Here is a 16935-nt window from a genome sequence, read left to right as displayed (position 1 = left end):
GCCAGCTTCTAGATGAGCTGAATATCGGCCACGCCGATGGAAGTTACCGACAACAGCTTGCCCAACTCGCTAAGAAAAAGCTGCTCATCCTAGATGACTGGGGAATGGAAAAAATGAGTGCAAGACAAGCTAATGACTTACTCGATGTAATGGAAGAGCGCTATCAAAACACCAGCACTATCATAGCGAGCCAACTACCTGTTACCGAATGGTACAAACTCATCAGCAATCCCACTGTAGCAGATGCGTTACTCGATCGTTTACTGCACAACAGTCATCGAATTGAACTGGCTGGAGAATCGATGAGAAAACTAGACCAATCCGATCACTTAAGGTAAAACTGGCAAGGACGAAAAAGAAGAAGAAAAAGTGATCGGATAAAACCGAAACGACCGTTCGGATTCACCGAAATACGCAGTAATATACCGCTTTGACTGCTTACCCTCTTCTCCGGATTCCAAACGCCCGTCAACATCATTAAAGGGGGAATAGTCTTCCTTGTTACTTTGTGTAACCGTAACAATATCTGCCCTATCGCATACCGATTCAAAAACACGCTTGTTTATGGGGCGAACTCCGTCTCGCCAATAATTGACCTTTTTTGAAGCGGGTATCTGCTCTAAATAGCCGCCATCAATCTTAGCTAGTACAGGTTCCTCGAAAGGGCTGTATTCTATAATTGTAGCAAACAAGTCACCTCGTGAGCTCTTTCCATCTTTATACACCTTACCAACCCTAGCCACACCAAAATAATGCGGACTGTCAGATAGTCGGACGTTTCTGTATTGAATTTTTTTTAATTTGCCCTTGTAATAAAGGACTTGAGTACCCGCGATGAGGTGTTTCTCATATCGTTTTGGGAAGTGATAAAGCGCACCAGTCTCATCAGCCCATTTTGACTCGTCATTTTCTGTTATTACTGTATACAATCTTGTCTCCCTAACCTGTGTATGACTTCGGCCATTCCTTTGTGTTACAGACATAGCGCCCTATAATCCTCGCTAGCGCGACTTCTCGCGAAAGTTTGATGTACGTGCTGATTTGATAGTTAAGAGGCACATAAGTGCACTGAGGCCCAATATGGATACAAATCTAAAGCTCTATCCACTACTAACCAGATGGTTTTTTCATTAATCATCTCTACAAGTATAAGGAACCAAGTCTAAAAGAACTTTTTTAAGAAGCCATACCCACCATACAAAGCCGTTATATCTAGGGCTTTGATTATGAGCATAAATTCATAATGACCGTACAGCTTGGGCTCGCATCTAGTTTAAAGCTCTCATAGCAGCATCTGAGAGAACTTAACGCTCTGCATCGACAAAGTGGACCATAAATAATTTAGACGCCGCAATGAGCGTTATAGAGGCTATACTGAACGCTGGCTCACTTGAGTTCATAGGGAAAAGAAAGTCTGGCTTGCTATTAAGCGAATTAAACCTGGGTAAGTACATCAAAAGGCCTATCTGAGACAAGTTAGAGAAGGAAGTCCATCGAGACCTCCAAGGTACTTGCTAACTGCTACTCTTAACTTCGCTTATCGCAGTATTAACTGCCTCGATGATTTTTGTTTTATCTGCTGTATTCGCAACAAAGTTCGGTTCGTTTCCAACTATTCCGACGTTAATTTTTTTCATTAGTTGGTCGAGGTCATAACCTAGCGACTGAGCGGCAACTATAACGTTGTATAAAGCTGATTCGTGTACTGATGACATATCATTCCCTTATTTAGATAAATGTCTAACTTTAAGATATCTGATTTTGTAATTTGAGACCGATTAAATTAATTGGCAAAAACCACACCTTTAAATCGTGTTTCGAAAAGAGCAATAAGATAGATAACTTGACTGATTTTGAACGAGAGAGATTCTTTAAGGTTACTTCTCTCGGCGTTTTTACTCACGTAAACAACAATCGCGGCGACTTACTAAACTACAGCCCGTTAAAGTGGCGAGAGTTCATCAACCAGCTGGGGATTACGGGACATAAAAGATACGTATGAGCTTCCAAGCGTTGTTAGCTTATACCCATCCCTTTCATCACTCAATAAACCATCACTGACTGGATATGACATGTATTTTATCCAGTCCCAATCTGTATATGCATTTTCTACTGACTTTTTAACTTCTAAAAAGTGACTTTGGATATCGTCTTTTGATGCATAACCTGAATTACTTTTCATGGAAAAGAATAGGTTTAACTGTGATCGAAATAGAACTTTATTAATGTCAAAGTAGCGTATCGCACTTTGAAGTAGGGATGCTTCTTTTGCTAATATCTCTACTTCTTCTTCCGGTGATAAAGCCAGGGCCGACAAATGTGTTTTTATAGCTTTGAAAGTCTCCTCGCTAAAATCCGTCCTGTTGTGTTCGTGCCTTTTTGCTATTGATTCTAGGCTCATGTTTTCGGGCAAGCTCACGGAGCTCGCACCAGAGGATTTTTTGCTTCCAATCGACTGCTTAGCAGCTACAAACTTAGCCGAAAGCCCTGAAGTCGAAGCTGATAGCTCGGACACTGTGTTGGTAGAAAAAAAATTGCTAATAGAATCAAAAAAAACCGTTCTGAATTTCAGACCAATAAGCAATACAGTAACTGGCCACACAATTGATTTGATCACCTCCACTATTAGCTGTGGTGTCCAATTACAGCTGAGTTCTTCCATTTAACCTCCTATCATCTAACAATTTTTTGCTCCGACCTTATAATAATACTCGTTTTCTCCCTAAACACCATGCTCGATAGTTTCTAGGAAGCACACTGAGTGATTGTGTACGCAACACAAAGAGCTGTCGTTTTAGTGATGTTGTATTACCGCAGACTAATTACACTAAGTAGTCTGTAAGATTTGCTCTAACAGAGACTAATTTAGACATTGGGTAAAATGCATACATATTTATTGTTACGCTAACTCAACGACTCATATGTACTCTGCATTGCGTTCTTAGCGTAACTTAACCAACCCTATCATTCATCTCTCTGCGCTCCACTGAGAGAACTACAGAGGCTATAGACAAACCCGAACAACTTCTTTCGTTGTGAACTTCTTATTCTTGTTTTGCCCTAAAAGCTTACGTATAAGATTTGTTTATGACGAGCGCTTTTTTTAAGAAGGCATAGCTACCAACGTGAATGCTTATACCTAAGACTTCAATCACCTTACACGTGTGATTAACGCAGTGCGGGCCGCTTTTAAATATGCTCCTCGTTTTGGACCACCGGCAGGGGCAGCTTTCAACTTAACAACTGAACCGTCGGGAAACTCTTCGAGAGACGCTTTGTGACAAGATATGTTCATGACTCTTTCGAAAGGCTCTGCTCTTAATGTTTTAAGACGTTTCTTGTCACCTTCTGTAAAGACTACTGCTTCCACTGTCACCCTGTCCGAATCACTTTTCACATTTAGCTCTGTCTTCTTGGTTTTTGGTTTCATTACACATGAGGAGACTATGGATTCGCTCAAAGCCCTAAACGGATAGCTGTACTCGCTTGAGGTTCTTGGTTCTCTGGTGTTTAGGTTAGGCTTATAGAATTGAATAGCAGCGGATTCTTTTTTCAGGGCGACTTTTTCAGTCGAAGCAACCGCTATAATGAAATGCTTGAAGCCCTCTGGAAAGCCTCTAATCGCACTTTTGAAGCTGTTGTTATAGTTTCTATCAGTCTTCTCTGAAGCGCTCCTAACATGCTCCTGCCAGCGTCTAGCGGGGTCTGTGGTATAACCAATGTATAACCCTGCTGCACATTCATGACCGTAGACGACATATTTAGCATTTGTCACAACGTCCGGAGTAAGGCTGTTAGCGAGATAGAATCTAACTTCCGTGTACATATTTAGAGTCCTTTCGTAATATGGGCTATCTCCTAACCTAGTATGAATGCACCTTTAGGTCAATCTGGCTTGACGATACCTAGATGGCTTTATTAACCCTGGGAGTCGCTTTACCGCATTGATTGTCTCAATCAGGTGAGCTTCGAAATCGAACCCAACCGGAACATCAACAATGTGAAAGCTTAACTTCTTAAACTCAGCTTCCAATGCCTTATACTGCCTATATCGCCATTCTCGCCTAACCCTATAATTTAGCAGTTTCCGACCAATCTTTGATTTGTTTTCGCAGCCTTTCACGATTGGTGAATTTAGACCTTTAGCCAAGTAATCAACGAGTCCTAAATCAATTCTTTTATACTTACTAATTTTGCCGGTAGAGTCGATACAATTTACTTTGTATTCGAAGTAAACGCTAATAGCCGTATCTATATTCCTAATTGAGCTGCGAAATTGCTTTCTGATAAGGTCTCTAATATCTTTTTTGGACAAGCTGTCACTACATTCAAGGAGCATGTGCGCATGAAGCGCCTTGTATGGCTTAGTGCCACCTTTTTCCTCAATATCCCGCTTGGACTTCTCTATTACGCAAAAACCGCGCGTATGACCGCCAAGAGCTCTTCTCGCCAGTCTCGAGATTTGACTCTTGAACTGCTTAAACCTTTCAACAGAGCTCTGAGCTTTAACACTCGTTTTGTCATCAAAGTTAATTACAATGTGGGCTAAATCCGAGCTTCCTGCTTTCACCGATTCATGCATTTCCTCAAACATAAGTGTTAGTTCTTCGTCATGCTTATAAAAAAATTTTTCAGTTGACCGAAAGCTAGTACATGGAATAGTTCGCAACGTACTGAGGTTTCCACGCTTTGGGTTAGAAGGCTCTCCCCTCATCTTTTTTAGATATAATGCCCTGTTAAAGGCGAACTCTTTAAACTCTTTACGATGAACGTAACTTTGGGCGATAACCCATTCACTACGATAATAGGTACTATATAATCGAGTAAGGTGCGCACCGTTAACGAAAGACAATACTGAATCGTAGGCCTGTTCTAGCCTGTAGAGATTCTCTCCGACACTAAGAGACGACATATTTTGCATTTAAACGCGCCCCCTTCTTATAGTTGATAATACACAAGCATAAGAGTTGGGAAGTGGCTCTATTGAGGGGGGGAACAGGGGAAAACAGGGGAAATATTTCATATCACCCTCTTCTTTCAGTAAGCCATATCAGCACTTCGTCGCGCATATATCCGACGCGACGCTTGCTCATCTTAAATGACTTGGGAAATAAGGAGTCTCTCTCCAGACGGTATAGGGTAGATCGACTTAAGCTTGTTAAAGCAATTACCTGATTTCGTGTAAGAAACAGGGGAAGTTGAAGATTGTTGTTAGCCATTTTATTCCTCTTTGAATCATTGTGAAACAAAAGGCTAAAGCAGGCACCGGCATGAAGGTAGCGATTATTCAGGACACCTCAAAATCCACAAAATCAATCAATTCATAGAGTTGCAAATCTCTTGCACTAAATACTTACTCTCTGTTTGTCTATAGACTCTCCATACATCATCATAACGAATGCGAGCCCCATCAAAGTCAATTACCTCTTCGTTACCGTTCTTAAAAGCCCCGAATTCATCGACCATTAGCGACCATAGAATCGGTTCGTCTGTTAAGTTACTGTCTATTCTTCTAGGCAGACGACCATGCCGCAAAGTGAAAGTGAGAGCCGCTGTCAACACGGGTGATAGGTCTAAACGATGGTTTTTTCGGTTTTTCAACCTAACATAGGAATTTGATATAGGTTTCACACTCTCTTTATATCGTTTAACAAGCAACGCTAGAGCAGCGTCATATTTAATGCGAGAGACGTATAGGTCATTAATATTCAACTTTAAAGTGTAATGGGTACACAAGAAGACGGTAACTCCTTGACTAAATCCAAGAGCAATCTCGACACATTCAGTGCAACTTTGAGCTTTACCCTTCACAATTTTTTGCACTAGGCTGAGACTTAGGGGTAAGAAATCGTTTTGGGTGAGCGAACGTTTTTTGCTATTCGACGAGTCGACATAATCAAGTACGCCGGTCTTTTGTTGTAGCACTTCGACATCTACTTTTGAATTGAGAACATCAAGGTACGACAACAGTTCTTGTTCGTCTGATATCCCCTGTCTACTTTCCCCCGCGTCCATGTATTGAAGCTCAATTCGATAATTCTTCTTAAGCGGTTGATATATGCCTATCAGCTCTGGACTGAAAGGAGAAAGCTCGTAAGCAATGTAATCACGCTCAGGAGCCACCAACTTATTAAACGGAATATTTTTCATCTTTCACTCTTCTTTAACTGGAGCGAAACCTACCACAACGGCAAAATTCAATGAAGTAACAAAACCAAAAAAAATGCCCGCCTTTTAAAGCGACTTTGCTTACACTGTAAAACACACAACCACCGTTGTTGTTTTTTACAGCATTAATTGAGGGCTCAAATGAACGAAAAATATATCGCTTACCTAAGAGTAAGCACTAAAGAGCAAGGTCGGTCAGGGTTAGGTTTAGAAGCACAAAAAAGAGACATCAGCCTTTTCATCTCAAACTACGCCTCAGAAGGAGAATTGATAGAAACACACACTGATATAGTCAGCGGCAGCGATTCGTCGCGACAGGCGCTTACAGAAGCCATAACGAGAGCCAAGAAACTCAACGCGACACTGATAGTTTCCAAACTTGATAGGTTGAGCAGAAAAGTATCATTTATAGCAACCCTCATGGAAGACAAAACTTTGAAGCTTAAAGTCGCTTCAATGCCGAATGCAGATAAATTTCAACTCCATATCTATGCCGCTCTAGCAGAGCAAGAACGAGATTTTATTAGTATGAGGACGAAAGCAGCGTTAGCAGCGAAAAAGGCTTCAGGGGCTATTTTAGGGGGCTTACGCGATAAAACCAATCAACGAAATCGAGAAAAACAAAAACTTGCCAACAAAAATGCATTGAAAGTTCACCCCCTCATATACCCAATGAGACAGTCTGGCATGAGCTTTAGAGCTATAGCTGAAAGTCTAAATTCAAGTAATTTATTAACCCAGTATGGCAAACGTTATTCTGCTCAAACGGTTAGCAATATACTAAGAAGGGTCAACAACATTTGAATACTGTTAAGTGAACTGGCCGCCGGTGGTTTCAGGTAGCGCGGGTTGTCATCACTCCACCTGTCGCTTGAGCGCTGGCTTCACTTTTTTGACATCTGGAATACTTTGAGTCAGAAATAAAAAAAGACTAGTGATGTGTCAATACGTTATTATTGAACGGTGCCCAATGAGGTTATGATTTTTTAAAAAGATGCTTGCACCATACCCAAGGCGTTATGACAATTTTTTTAGCTAGGTAAAGTGACCAAAATTTATACTTGCTTAAGCCTTGGGGACCTTTACTAGGTGAGTGTTCACCCCATTCTTTAACTAGTAATTCGATTTCTTGGTAATATGATGGCTTATTAGCCTCTCTACGCCTCTCGTCAATGTATGGCTTACAGCCCAGCCAGATGGTTTTAACCGTACTGTACATAGTTTTCTTGACGATTCTTGAATCATAAATATCATTGAACACGCAGATTGCCATGCTTTCATAATAGTTGAGTACCAGTCCTACATTTTTTCTCGCAAGTCTAATTTCTTTTGCTAATTCGCTATCATCGGCTTTATCTACGTCGATAATCAAAGATCTCATATACTCTTCTGCAGAGAAGTTTTTCTCTTCAATTGTGTGGAAGATTTTCAAAATATGCTTTTCAGCGGCATCTATCTTTTCCGAGTCGTTATAATGAGTAATAAAATCCATTGAATTTTTTTTGCGGGCAAGAATTCGGCTATGCCTCATGGATATGGATGCTACTACCGAGGCTATTAATGCAGACAATAAAATACAAAGGGGAGCCAGTACGGCTCCCCTATCAACACCAAGTATTTCTGCTAGATACTCGTAAGACCAACTAATATCACCAAAATACTGGCTTGACCAGTTATTAAAATCCATGGTCCTGTTCATTAATCCCAATCATAACTTCCTCCCTAAACTGGAAAATACCAGTACTAATTAGTATGCAGTTGTGGTTAATTAGTTCAACATTTTTGTTGTTATTACGCGATGAAATGCATAATCAAGCGGAATCAACCTACTCGAACTTAGAAAAGACGAGAATTGCATTCGAGAATACTACGCAGGTTTTCATCATTTTCCAACAAAATATCGCACATGTGGCGGCACTTTGTCATACAAGAAATTCTGCATGCGGTTCTTAATAACATCTAAGTTCTTACTCTGAGATAATCATCTAACACATTTATCTAAAATCATGGAAACCGCAGCCTCTATACTCACAGATCTCTTTTTGACAATATACCTAAGAGTGCTAGCAGGAACCCCAAAAAACCTTGACACAGCCTCTACAGAGCCATATTCAACACCGTACACAACAGTTTTCTTACCGCAGCGCTTAATAGTCGCTTCAGCTTTAGTCACCCACTCAAAGTTTTGTTTAGAAAATTTCTTAAATGATTTTTTTCGTATTAGGATTAATCGGTTTACTTTGATGTAGTCGAACGATGTGAATGCTAGTACATCTTTTTTGAATAAGTCATAGTTCGTCCACCGAGCACACAAAACATTTCTTCTCAGCAATCCTTTATATCGACGGAAGAGCGCAGAACCAGCCTCAATGTGTCGACTCATTCTTCTGCATGGCTTTCGCAACTCGCTAAGCTCGACCTCACCAGCACGTAATCGACTCTCAACGATATATGGAGGCACAACACCGTCGGAGCTTTCGCTTATTACCTCGCTAGCCTGTTTATAGGATTCATAAGCCACGCCATCAATTTCCACACTTCGTCCCGCAGTGTGGCTTACCTGTCCTCCTCTATTAGCGTTTAAACCAGATGGGTAAAGCGTATTCAAAGAAGCAATGTACTGTTTCTCCAAATCACCTAGAGAGTCGATAGGTACGTTCGAATGAAGAGCTTTTGCTGTGAAAGACTGTACCCCGAACTCAGCGATAGCTCTGGCTAATGGTCTGCTAGAGTTTCTCGACGCTTCTTTAACATGTTCGTCAAAACGCCTGGCGACACTACCGCTGGTAATCCCTATGTACTTTTTTCCTGTTGGTGAACAGGTAATGCAATAAACAAAACCCGTACTACGATGTTGTCTCTTTTTCGCCTCTAGCAGCGCTCTATCTATTGGCCATTTTTGTTTCAATCTAGACCTTACCAGCTTGAAGCGCTCGTGAAGGTCTGTGAATAAAAGAAAACAGTAAAGAGAGCAAAAATATCTATTCGAAAAATCGGTGAAATGCTTACCCGTATACCTGAATGGTTGTGCTTTACCCGCCCCAATAATCCTGCTCCATTCTTTGCTTTCAGTGGTTGCAGCCCACATAAAAATGCGCTCATCATGTGTAAAACCAAATTGTTTCAACCGACTAACGTAAGTTCTTAACCTAGCTCTAAAATTTCCGTAAGAAACAGTTGGCTTTTTGTATCTTGTAAACACATCATTTATGCAAATCTTGTTATTATTCACAACTACGTAACTCTTTCTTGTGCCGTATTTTCTTTTAAAGTCACTAACAGATAACCTAACAGCGTCCTCTAAATACTCATCAGTTACTTCTCTTTTTGCCTCTGCATTCTTCAATCGCTGACTGAAGATTCGGAAAGCAACTCTTGGGTTGTCAAATGCTTCATAATGGGATAGGTATCTTTTCATATTTCTAGCTTTACCGATTAACGACAATTTATAGCGTAACCAAAAACCGAAAAAAACCATAGGTATTTGTTTTATAAGGAATATATGTAATTATTGACATACAAAGAGGCACTTGATGGCTGAAAGTTTGCAAGCCCAGGACTAGATCGACATGGAAGGTCACGGTAGACTGAGTTGCGCACATAGAAGGAAGAACATATGGACTTGATAAATATTAAGTATTCTAACGAAAGTGGCGAGTATCCGATAAGAACTATCTCAAATGACGGTGTTATCTACTTCTCCCTTAAGGATATGATAAAAACGCTATCTAATGACAATGTGAACCTCGGTGAGGAATCGAAAGACGCCTCGATTCCTTCATTGCTAAGGACTGTGACTTCTTCCTTTGAAGACGATGAGTACATCTACCGACCTAGCGAAAACAAGCGCTTCGACGGCGATAATGAACTATTCATAACCCAACCGGGTGTATTTAGACTATTGTCGTACGATAATAGTAAGTCATCTAAAAAATTTCAAAGATGGTTATTTCACGAAGTAATTCCATCTCTGACAAAGTTTGGTACTTATCCCCCTCCTAGAAACCAGGGTTCTATGCTCGCGCAGATGGCGGAGCTATTAGCACAGAATACTCGAGCATTAGCTGACAATATTGCTAAGCAAGAATTGCTCGAACAAGACGTTATGGAGGTCAAAGATGCTGTCACTACAATCGATGACCGACTCAACGTATTAGAGGAAAATACGACTAAAAAGCTTCGCTTATTCACGGCTAGTGATTATTTATCCAAAATAAAGCTCGATGCGTCACATAGTCAAAAATCTGAGGTTGCAAGTTGGTGTGAAAATTTACTTTTAAATGAATTTACGGGTTTTGAAAGGAACAGACGCTCTAACACAGACGTTTCAATAAACGAGTATCCTGAAATAGTACTCGAGAAAGCAGTTGAGATGATGAGGCAAACCGGTCGGATATAAAAAGAGGCCAACGACAGGCCCCTTTTATAAAAGATAAATTAACGTTTTGGAAGTGAGCGCTTGTGTTTACACACTTTTTCCATTCGCCCAAATCGACGTCTGTAATACTCACAGACGTCAACGACTTTGTTAGGTTGGTACATACCAAACCCCTTTCGTTTAGCTAGAAGCCGAATTTGCCAATCCAGATAAACAGTGCTAATCTTTAGTCGCCAAACGAAAGGGAGCGCTGTATATAAGGTGCCGAGGGGAAAGCTTCAGTAACCTAGGAGTTTTTCTTTAACAGAGAGTCATTTTAAATGGCTCTTTGTCTTTCAAGCTTGTACATTTTCATCCTCAATATCGAAGCGGTCATACTAAGACCAAATTCCGACTGAATTCTTGCTGCCGTAGTATCTTTACCCAAAAGTGTAAATGGAACTATAAAGCAGCTAGCGAACGAATCAGCTTGCCACTCACTATCCCTGTATATCGCATGACTAGTGTTTCGATTAAACCCGAAGGAAACAGGCTCTACACTGCAATGCAATGCAGCGTGACCCAGTTCATGAGCAAGGGTAAACTGTGAACGTGGACAGCCAGTAACCGCATTGTCGTAAACACTCTCAGATATTCTTATGTGAGTTCCACGACAATCAGCCTCTACTCCAGAAAGAATGCTGTTGGGTACTATTTGCATCGTAATTAACTCATGATGCTCCATTCTTTCAAGAACCCTTGCCATTTCGACTCTTTTCTCAGAAAAAGATAATATTGCATGTTCATCTAAACTCTTTCTCAAGTTAAGGGACTTGTTGGCAATATCTTTTTGAGATAACGGCGGAACTTCAAAGCCCAATTTCCTCTTATATGTCATTTAATCGTCCTCAAGCATTCTCATGAGAGCCTTTACCTTTTCTCTACCGCTTTCCTCTCTATAATGCCTAGCAAATGTTGTTAGAAACCTTGTTGTTTCTTCATCTACGCCATTCAAATCAAACTCTATCGACTGCTCACTCTCAATAGCCAGCTGATGTAGTTTATTCACAAATGCTTCGTCTAAATCATACTGGCTTTTTAATTTTTCAATTAAACCTTTAGGTATCTTCCTATTTCCTAACTCAATTGCAGATAACAATGCAGAGCTAATACCTAAAGAGTTAGCCATATCTTTGAGAATTAAGTCGCGCTCCATTCTCAGTATTCTCAATTCTTTTCCAAACTTTGTAACAGCCATTTTTCTTCTCCCGTTTTACCTTGAGACACTTCGTGACCACACTCAAGACGCTTAAACAATAATACACAAGAACAGATAAATCAACAGATAAATATATTTTTCTACATAATTGTAGAAAAATACAGTCAGTTGTTCTAGGTACCACGATTAAGTGTCACGATATCTATAGAAAAACATTTGAACTTAACTATAAGCAACTGTAAGTTATAGGTTAATTATTAACCTCTGAACTAGGTGGCACTTCCCGCCAGCTCCACCAATTTAATAAATCAAGACGTCCTAGGGCGTCTTTTTTTATGTCTGTATCAGTATAAAATCAACAGCTTAACGTACTTAAAGATTCAATAGCTTCTTTGCTTTTTAGGTACACCATTGGGTACACTACAAAAAAGTAGATAATCCTCCAATGGTGGCGAAAATGCTATTATCCGATAAGTGGAATTAATCTCGTTATCTTTATAAACAAATTAATCCAAGCGTAAAATTGCGTAGTAATCTGTAACACCGTAACTAAAAAGGCGATAATTACCTAAGTGCATAAGATAAATCTCACGCAAGATGAAAACCTATCCTTAAGAGTCGATTATCAGCTACTACCGAGTGATCATCAGCGTCTTGACCTATTTTTTTCGCTGCCTGATGAAATGGGTATTAGCTCTAAAACCCTTACCGAAGAACAGTATTTCCACCATAGCATTCAAAACCACAGCGCCTATAATTCCGATAAGTTACATGTTCCTTTGGTCCGTAGTCGCTTTATTAGCCAGAAAAAAGGGGAACAAAGCGATTACCGCTTAAATTTAAATTTATACTCGTATCAAATTCGCACCGCGCTAGATATCGATATTAAGCAAACGCTTAAAATTAAAGACACTAAAGAGCTTTACCCCCAAGCTATCGTGCTAGCAGAGCAAACCTCAGATTTGTTGAAAAAGCTTAGGCGCTACACTCCTTCTGATGAAAAGTTACGGGCGTATTTTGAAAATGCAGATAACTATTTGAGCTGGCAGGTTGAACAGTCTTTTTTAAAATTACTCGCCTCTGCCCCAAAAAGTAGTGATTATGCGAGCGAGCGAAAGTTTCTTTTCAACTTTTGCAAACGAGAAAACCAGTACCGTGCAGATAACCAATATAACTCGCAAATTACGTTAGACGATCCGAACCGCATTACGAATAAGATGCGGCTTTTGCAACGCTTGATTGAATATGGCGTGGTATTTCAAAAGAAAACAAAAAGCCTTAACACCTATTTAAACCGTTTAGTAAAAGGTACGGTAACAGCAGTGATTATGGCGGCTGTAATGGTGTTAGTGTTAAACGCTCGCACTAATTTTACCGAAGTGACGGTAGCCTTTGTGGGAATTCTTGGTGTTATTTACGGGTTACGAGAAATATTTAAGGAAGATATTACTCGGGCTATTTGGCGACGTATTCAAAAAGGTCTACCAAAGTGGAAAATCATTTACAGCCACAGCGTAAATAAAAGCAGAATTGCAACACAAACCATTTGGCTTGAATACATTCGTAATAGAGATTTGCCGAAACAAGTTGATAGGTTATATCAAACCCGAAGACAACAAAACAAACAGGCTGCACAGTTACTTCATTTTCGAAGTGATACCAAGGTGAATGCAAAAGACTTTTTACCTGGATACAATAATATACAGCAACGTATTTACTTTAACCTTACTCCCTTTGTTCGTTTCCTTAAAAAAGGCGAAGGTAGGCTTTATTCACTAGAGAACAATAAAATCTCCAAACAAGCGGTTGAACGACGCTATCAAATAAACGTTGTGCTTATGCATACCAACAAGCAAAAGCGGCAGCAAGTGCAGCGATTCAAAATAACATTAAACCGTTCTACTATTATAAATATTGAAGCATTGGAAGTACGCGAAGCAGATTAACCATCGCGCTCTTTTAATACCTTTATAAACGTACCTTTATAAACGAGACTATAAACGAGACAGTCATAGCAGTGTAAACAATGCTCGGCTAGTCATGACAGTCATAAAACATTTGCCTCTACACAAACATGCCTGTCCTGTTTAGTAGTAATGGAGCTTTTTATTACTAGTGAGTAAATAGAAAGTAAACAGTGTTATTTGAGCGATAAAAGTAGGCAATCTGTGGCGCGAGCAATAGAATTATCATGCTTTAGTAGCGTATAATCCTCTTAATAAGAAGTCATAAATTAATATGAGTACCCATTTTTATTGTTCGGTGCTCCATTGATTCAAAATATCCCTACTCCAAGTTGTAATATCGAACGCTAGCTAAACTACGCTTTCTGCTTTGTTATTGCACATGTTCTCACAATGTAATTGTTATCGATGGGACACAGATTGATGTGTCGTCATCAAACTTTAAGGTTTTTTATGTCTGAATCACCTTCAAACAGAAGCGCCGTAATTTGGCCAATTTTAGTTATGGCTCTTGGCACATTTGTTTTAGGGCTCACAGAGTTTTCATCTATGTCGATGTTGCCTCTGATTGCTCAAAGTTTCGCTGTCACGCCAGCGATGGCTGGCAATGTAATTAGTGGGTATGCAATAGGTGTTGTTATCGGAGCACCCACTTTTATGTTACTTACTAACAAAACCAATAGACGAACTGCATTGATCATTTTTGCGGCCATGATTTGCGTAGCTAATGGTTTAAGCGCTATTGCCTCCAGCTTACCTGAGTTAGTATTTTACCGTGTGCTGTCTGGTTTACCTCATGGCGCCTATTTCGGAACTGCCTTATTAGTTGCAGCTAATATGGCTCCCGCTGGTAAACGAGCCAGCTATATGTCAATGGTGTTTGCTGGGTTAACTATCGCTACTATTGTTGGTGTACCCATGGCTACGTTGATTGGGCAAAATATGAGTTGGCGAGTATGTATGGCCCTTGTGGCGGTGCTTGCACTCGTAACTATTGCACTTATCTATATCTCGGTACCAAGCAGCCCAGTTACCAATCCGCCGAAGTTACGCGAAGAGTTTAGCGTTCTTAAAAATAAACTCGTATGGTCAATTTCAGGAATAATATTTGTTGGTTTTGGTGGCGTTTTTTGTATTTACACATACCTTGCCGATACCATAATTAATGTTACTAATTCGCCAGAAGTGACCATTTCAGTTGCCATGATGATGTTTGGTATCGGTACCACCATAGGTAATTGGTTTATCAGTAAACTTGCAGATAAATCTCCTATTAGCACTACAGGTATTGCATTATTATGCAGTATTGGTGTGTCTGTCATGTATGTGTTTGCAGCTGGAGATATTTGGTGGCTTTATATTACAGTATTCCTATTAGGCGCCAGTGTTGGTCTGGCCGCGGTTATCCAGTCGATGCTGTTAGATGTTTCACCTACTGGGCACGCTATGATAGGCGCGCTCGTACAGTGCGCGTTTAATACTGCGAATGCAATTGGCCCTATGGTGGGTGGTGCAATGCTGGCATCAGGTGCTAGCTTCAATCAAACGGGCTATGCATCGGCTATGCTGTTTTTCGGTGGTTTTATTATGTGGGCGCTTAGCTACCTACAACTGCGTAACCGCACCCCCATACTTGCCACCACTTAAACAACACTTAAATAAGACCAAATAAGACAGTCATAAAATCTGCATATAAAAAGACTTAAGGCCGCCGTCAATCGGTGAAAGTTCGCGTTCACGGCTTGACGGTGGCACACAGTGTATACAAGCCCCTTATTATCTATCCTCCAACTAGGTGGATTTACCTGTATAATTAACGACATACAAAGCAGTCTTGCCTGCTACTTTTCTCGTTTTAAAAATGCCTGTCTTAGTTAGAGTGTCTATAGGTAACCGTTTTGTTTTAAGGCTAAATTTAATTCATTTTTCCATTAGAGTTGCAACATATTGTGAATCAACGTTTTTTACTTGCTGTAGCCGCTGTTTTGCTGGCGATGATAACCATTCAAACTGGAGCATCCTTTGCGAAACAACTTTTCCCTATTGCAGGCCCAGAAGGTACCAGCGCCCTTCGTGCATTCTTCGCCGCTGCGATTCTTACCGTTATCTTTAGGCCTTGGAAAGCACGCCTTTCAACGAAAGAATGGCGTAATATTATTTTCTACGGTATATGCTTAGGCGCAATGAATATAATTTTTTACCTAGCAATAGCTCGTATCCCCCTTGGTATAGGCGTCGCGCTTGAATTTACGGGCCCTCTAGCCGTTGCGTTTTTCAGCGCTAGGAAGAAGCGCGATTTCGCATGGGCGCTATTGGCCGTAGCTGGGGTTTGCTTGTTACTTCCTGATATTTGGGCTGAGTCAGCAGAACGCCTTGACCCTATCGGCGTTATTCTAGCACTTACCGCTGGAGCCTTTTGGGCGGGCTACATTGTTTTCGGTAGTAAAACGGGCAACGAAGGCTCAGGCGGTGTTACCGTCACTTTAGGTATGCTGGTGGCGGCTATCTGTATTGTACCTATTGGAGTTATGAGTCAAGGTAGCGTTTTACTTACCCCCCAAGCTATTTTTATAGGATTTGCTGTTGGCGTTTTTTCTTCTGCCATTCCTTATACGTTGGAAATGAAAGCCATGCGCAATATGCCAAAGCAAACCTTTAGCATAATGATGAGCGTAGAGCCCGCTATCGCAGCGGTCGCAGCGTTTATTATTATTGATGAAACGCTGACGGTTTCGCAGTGGGTTGCTGTGGCTTTGGTAGTAATTGCCACACCAGGTAGTTCGATAACACAAAAACAAAAGCAGATTGAAATCTTGTCATAGCGTTGCTCGTGTACCGGCTACACTTACAATTAACTTACAGTGACTAACTTACAATGACAGGCATATTTAGAAATAGAAGAACTTTAAATAGAAGCGCATTCTTAGGCGTTATTAATGTAGGTAACTTTATCTATGTTGGGGATTGTCAGTAATTGTGAATGTGCGTGTAAGCCTTATTTTCGCTTAAGGGATTTGCTCACTAGCGTGAAGTGGTGGTAAAAGGGGGGGTAAATTTAGCGAATTGGTTATTTAGATGCACCGCTACCCCAGTAATCGCTTGGCGTTTTGTCGTCCCTGTACCCGTTGTTGATGTTGATTGTGGGCATACTGTTCAAGGTGTACCACTTTGCCAGCTGCCTGCTTAAAGCAGGTTTCAAATTGTGTGGTTAAAGTTAGCCATTGCTC

The 16935-nt window shown here is 40.6% G+C and carries 17 protein-coding genes; 6 read left to right on the top strand and 11 right to left on the bottom strand.

Features of this window, described 5'->3' with window-relative positions; all coding sequences use genetic code 11:
- On the top strand, positions 1–338 hold a 338-nt coding region (locus GTH32_RS18150; RefSeq protein ID WP_163088438.1), incomplete at its 5' end, for an ATP-binding protein.
- On the opposite strand, the gene GTH32_RS18145 is transcribed toward GTH32_RS18150, so the two are convergent.
- The 7 genes from GTH32_RS18145 to GTH32_RS18115 all read right to left on the bottom strand — a co-directional run bounded on the left by GTH32_RS18145 (position 330) and on the right by GTH32_RS18115 (position 6150).
- Positions 330–929: a restriction endonuclease gene (locus GTH32_RS18145; protein WP_163088436.1), complete on the bottom strand. Its 600-nt coding sequence runs from the start codon at positions 927–929 to the stop codon at positions 330–332. The two genes, GTH32_RS18150 and GTH32_RS18145, sit on opposite strands and share 9 nt — an antisense overlap.
- 585 nt (positions 930–1514) lie before the next feature.
- On the bottom strand, positions 1515–1715 hold the full coding sequence (locus GTH32_RS18140) for a hypothetical protein (RefSeq protein WP_163088434.1): 201 nt from the start codon (positions 1713–1715) through the stop codon (positions 1515–1517).
- 227 nt (positions 1716–1942) lie between these two features.
- Complete coding sequence (locus GTH32_RS18135; protein ID WP_163088432.1) at positions 1943–2662, bottom strand: hypothetical protein; 720 nt, start codon at positions 2660–2662, stop codon at positions 1943–1945.
- A 489-nt stretch (positions 2663–3151) separates the two neighbouring features.
- Complete coding sequence (locus tag GTH32_RS18130; protein WP_163088431.1) at positions 3152–3826, bottom strand: GIY-YIG nuclease family protein; 675 nt, start codon at positions 3824–3826, stop codon at positions 3152–3154.
- A gap of 54 nt (positions 3827–3880) precedes the next feature.
- Complete coding sequence (locus GTH32_RS18125) at positions 3881–4921, bottom strand: hypothetical protein (protein ID WP_163088429.1); 1041 nt, start codon at positions 4919–4921, stop codon at positions 3881–3883.
- Positions 4922–5024: 103 nt separating this feature from the next.
- Complete coding sequence (locus GTH32_RS19805) at positions 5025–5219, bottom strand: helix-turn-helix transcriptional regulator (protein ID WP_163088427.1); 195 nt, start codon at positions 5217–5219, stop codon at positions 5025–5027.
- 97 nt (positions 5220–5316) lie between these two features.
- A complete protein-coding gene (locus GTH32_RS18115) occupies positions 5317–6150 on the bottom strand; it encodes a hypothetical protein (RefSeq protein WP_163088425.1) in 834 nt (277 codons plus the stop codon).
- A 159-nt stretch (positions 6151–6309) separates the two neighbouring features.
- On the opposite strand from GTH32_RS18115, the gene GTH32_RS18110 reads away from it, so the two are divergent.
- Positions 6310–6972, top strand: a complete 663-nt coding sequence (locus tag GTH32_RS18110; RefSeq protein ID WP_163088423.1) for a recombinase family protein — start codon at positions 6310–6312, stop codon at positions 6970–6972.
- 172 nt (positions 6973–7144) lie between these two features.
- On the opposite strand, the gene GTH32_RS18105 is transcribed toward GTH32_RS18110, so the two are convergent.
- A complete protein-coding gene (locus GTH32_RS18105) occupies positions 7145–7855 on the bottom strand; it encodes a DUF4760 domain-containing protein (protein WP_163088421.1) in 711 nt (236 codons plus the stop codon).
- A gap of 294 nt (positions 7856–8149) precedes the next feature.
- Positions 8150–9586: a GIY-YIG nuclease family protein gene (locus GTH32_RS18100; RefSeq protein ID WP_163088419.1), complete on the bottom strand. Its 1437-nt coding sequence runs from the start codon at positions 9584–9586 to the stop codon at positions 8150–8152.
- A 198-nt stretch (positions 9587–9784) separates the two neighbouring features.
- Here GTH32_RS18100 and GTH32_RS18095 point away from each other — a divergent pair, with 198 nt between their 5' ends.
- On the top strand, positions 9785–10567 hold the full coding sequence (locus GTH32_RS18095; protein WP_163088417.1) for a BRO-N domain-containing protein: 783 nt from the start codon (positions 9785–9787) through the stop codon (positions 10565–10567).
- A 295-nt stretch (positions 10568–10862) separates the two neighbouring features.
- Here the strand turns inward: GTH32_RS18095 and GTH32_RS18090 are convergent, their stop codons facing one another.
- Complete coding sequence (locus tag GTH32_RS18090; RefSeq protein WP_163088415.1) at positions 10863–11423, bottom strand: ImmA/IrrE family metallo-endopeptidase; 561 nt, start codon at positions 11421–11423, stop codon at positions 10863–10865.
- Positions 11424–11783: a helix-turn-helix domain-containing protein gene (locus GTH32_RS18085; RefSeq protein WP_163088413.1), complete on the bottom strand. Its 360-nt coding sequence runs from the start codon at positions 11781–11783 to the stop codon at positions 11424–11426. It abuts the gene before it with no gap.
- Positions 11784–12316: 533 nt separating this feature from the next.
- On the opposite strand from GTH32_RS18085, the gene GTH32_RS18080 reads away from it, so the two are divergent.
- The 3 genes from GTH32_RS18080 (at position 12317) to GTH32_RS18070 (ending at position 16530) form a co-directional block, all read left to right on the top strand.
- On the top strand, positions 12317–13690 hold the full coding sequence (locus tag GTH32_RS18080) for a hypothetical protein (RefSeq protein ID WP_163088411.1): 1374 nt from the start codon (positions 12317–12319) through the stop codon (positions 13688–13690).
- 471 nt (positions 13691–14161) lie between these two features.
- Positions 14162–15355 carry an MFS transporter gene (locus tag GTH32_RS18075; protein WP_163088409.1) on the top strand — a complete coding sequence of 398 codons (1194 nt, stop codon included), beginning with the start codon at positions 14162–14164 and terminating at the stop codon, positions 15353–15355.
- A 302-nt stretch (positions 15356–15657) separates the two neighbouring features.
- Positions 15658–16530 (top strand): EamA family transporter, encoded by an 873-nt coding sequence (locus GTH32_RS18070; RefSeq protein WP_163088407.1) that lies wholly within the window; start codon positions 15658–15660, stop codon positions 16528–16530.
- Positions 16531–16935 lie beyond the last annotated feature (405 nt).

Origin of the sequence: Alteromonas profundi (genome assembly GCF_010500865.1) — a bacterium.
Taxonomy (GTDB): Bacteria; Pseudomonadota; Gammaproteobacteria; order Enterobacterales; family Alteromonadaceae; genus Alteromonas; species Alteromonas profundi.
Note: the sequence above shows the minus strand (reverse complement) of the source record. Positions and strands in the feature narration are given on the sequence as shown.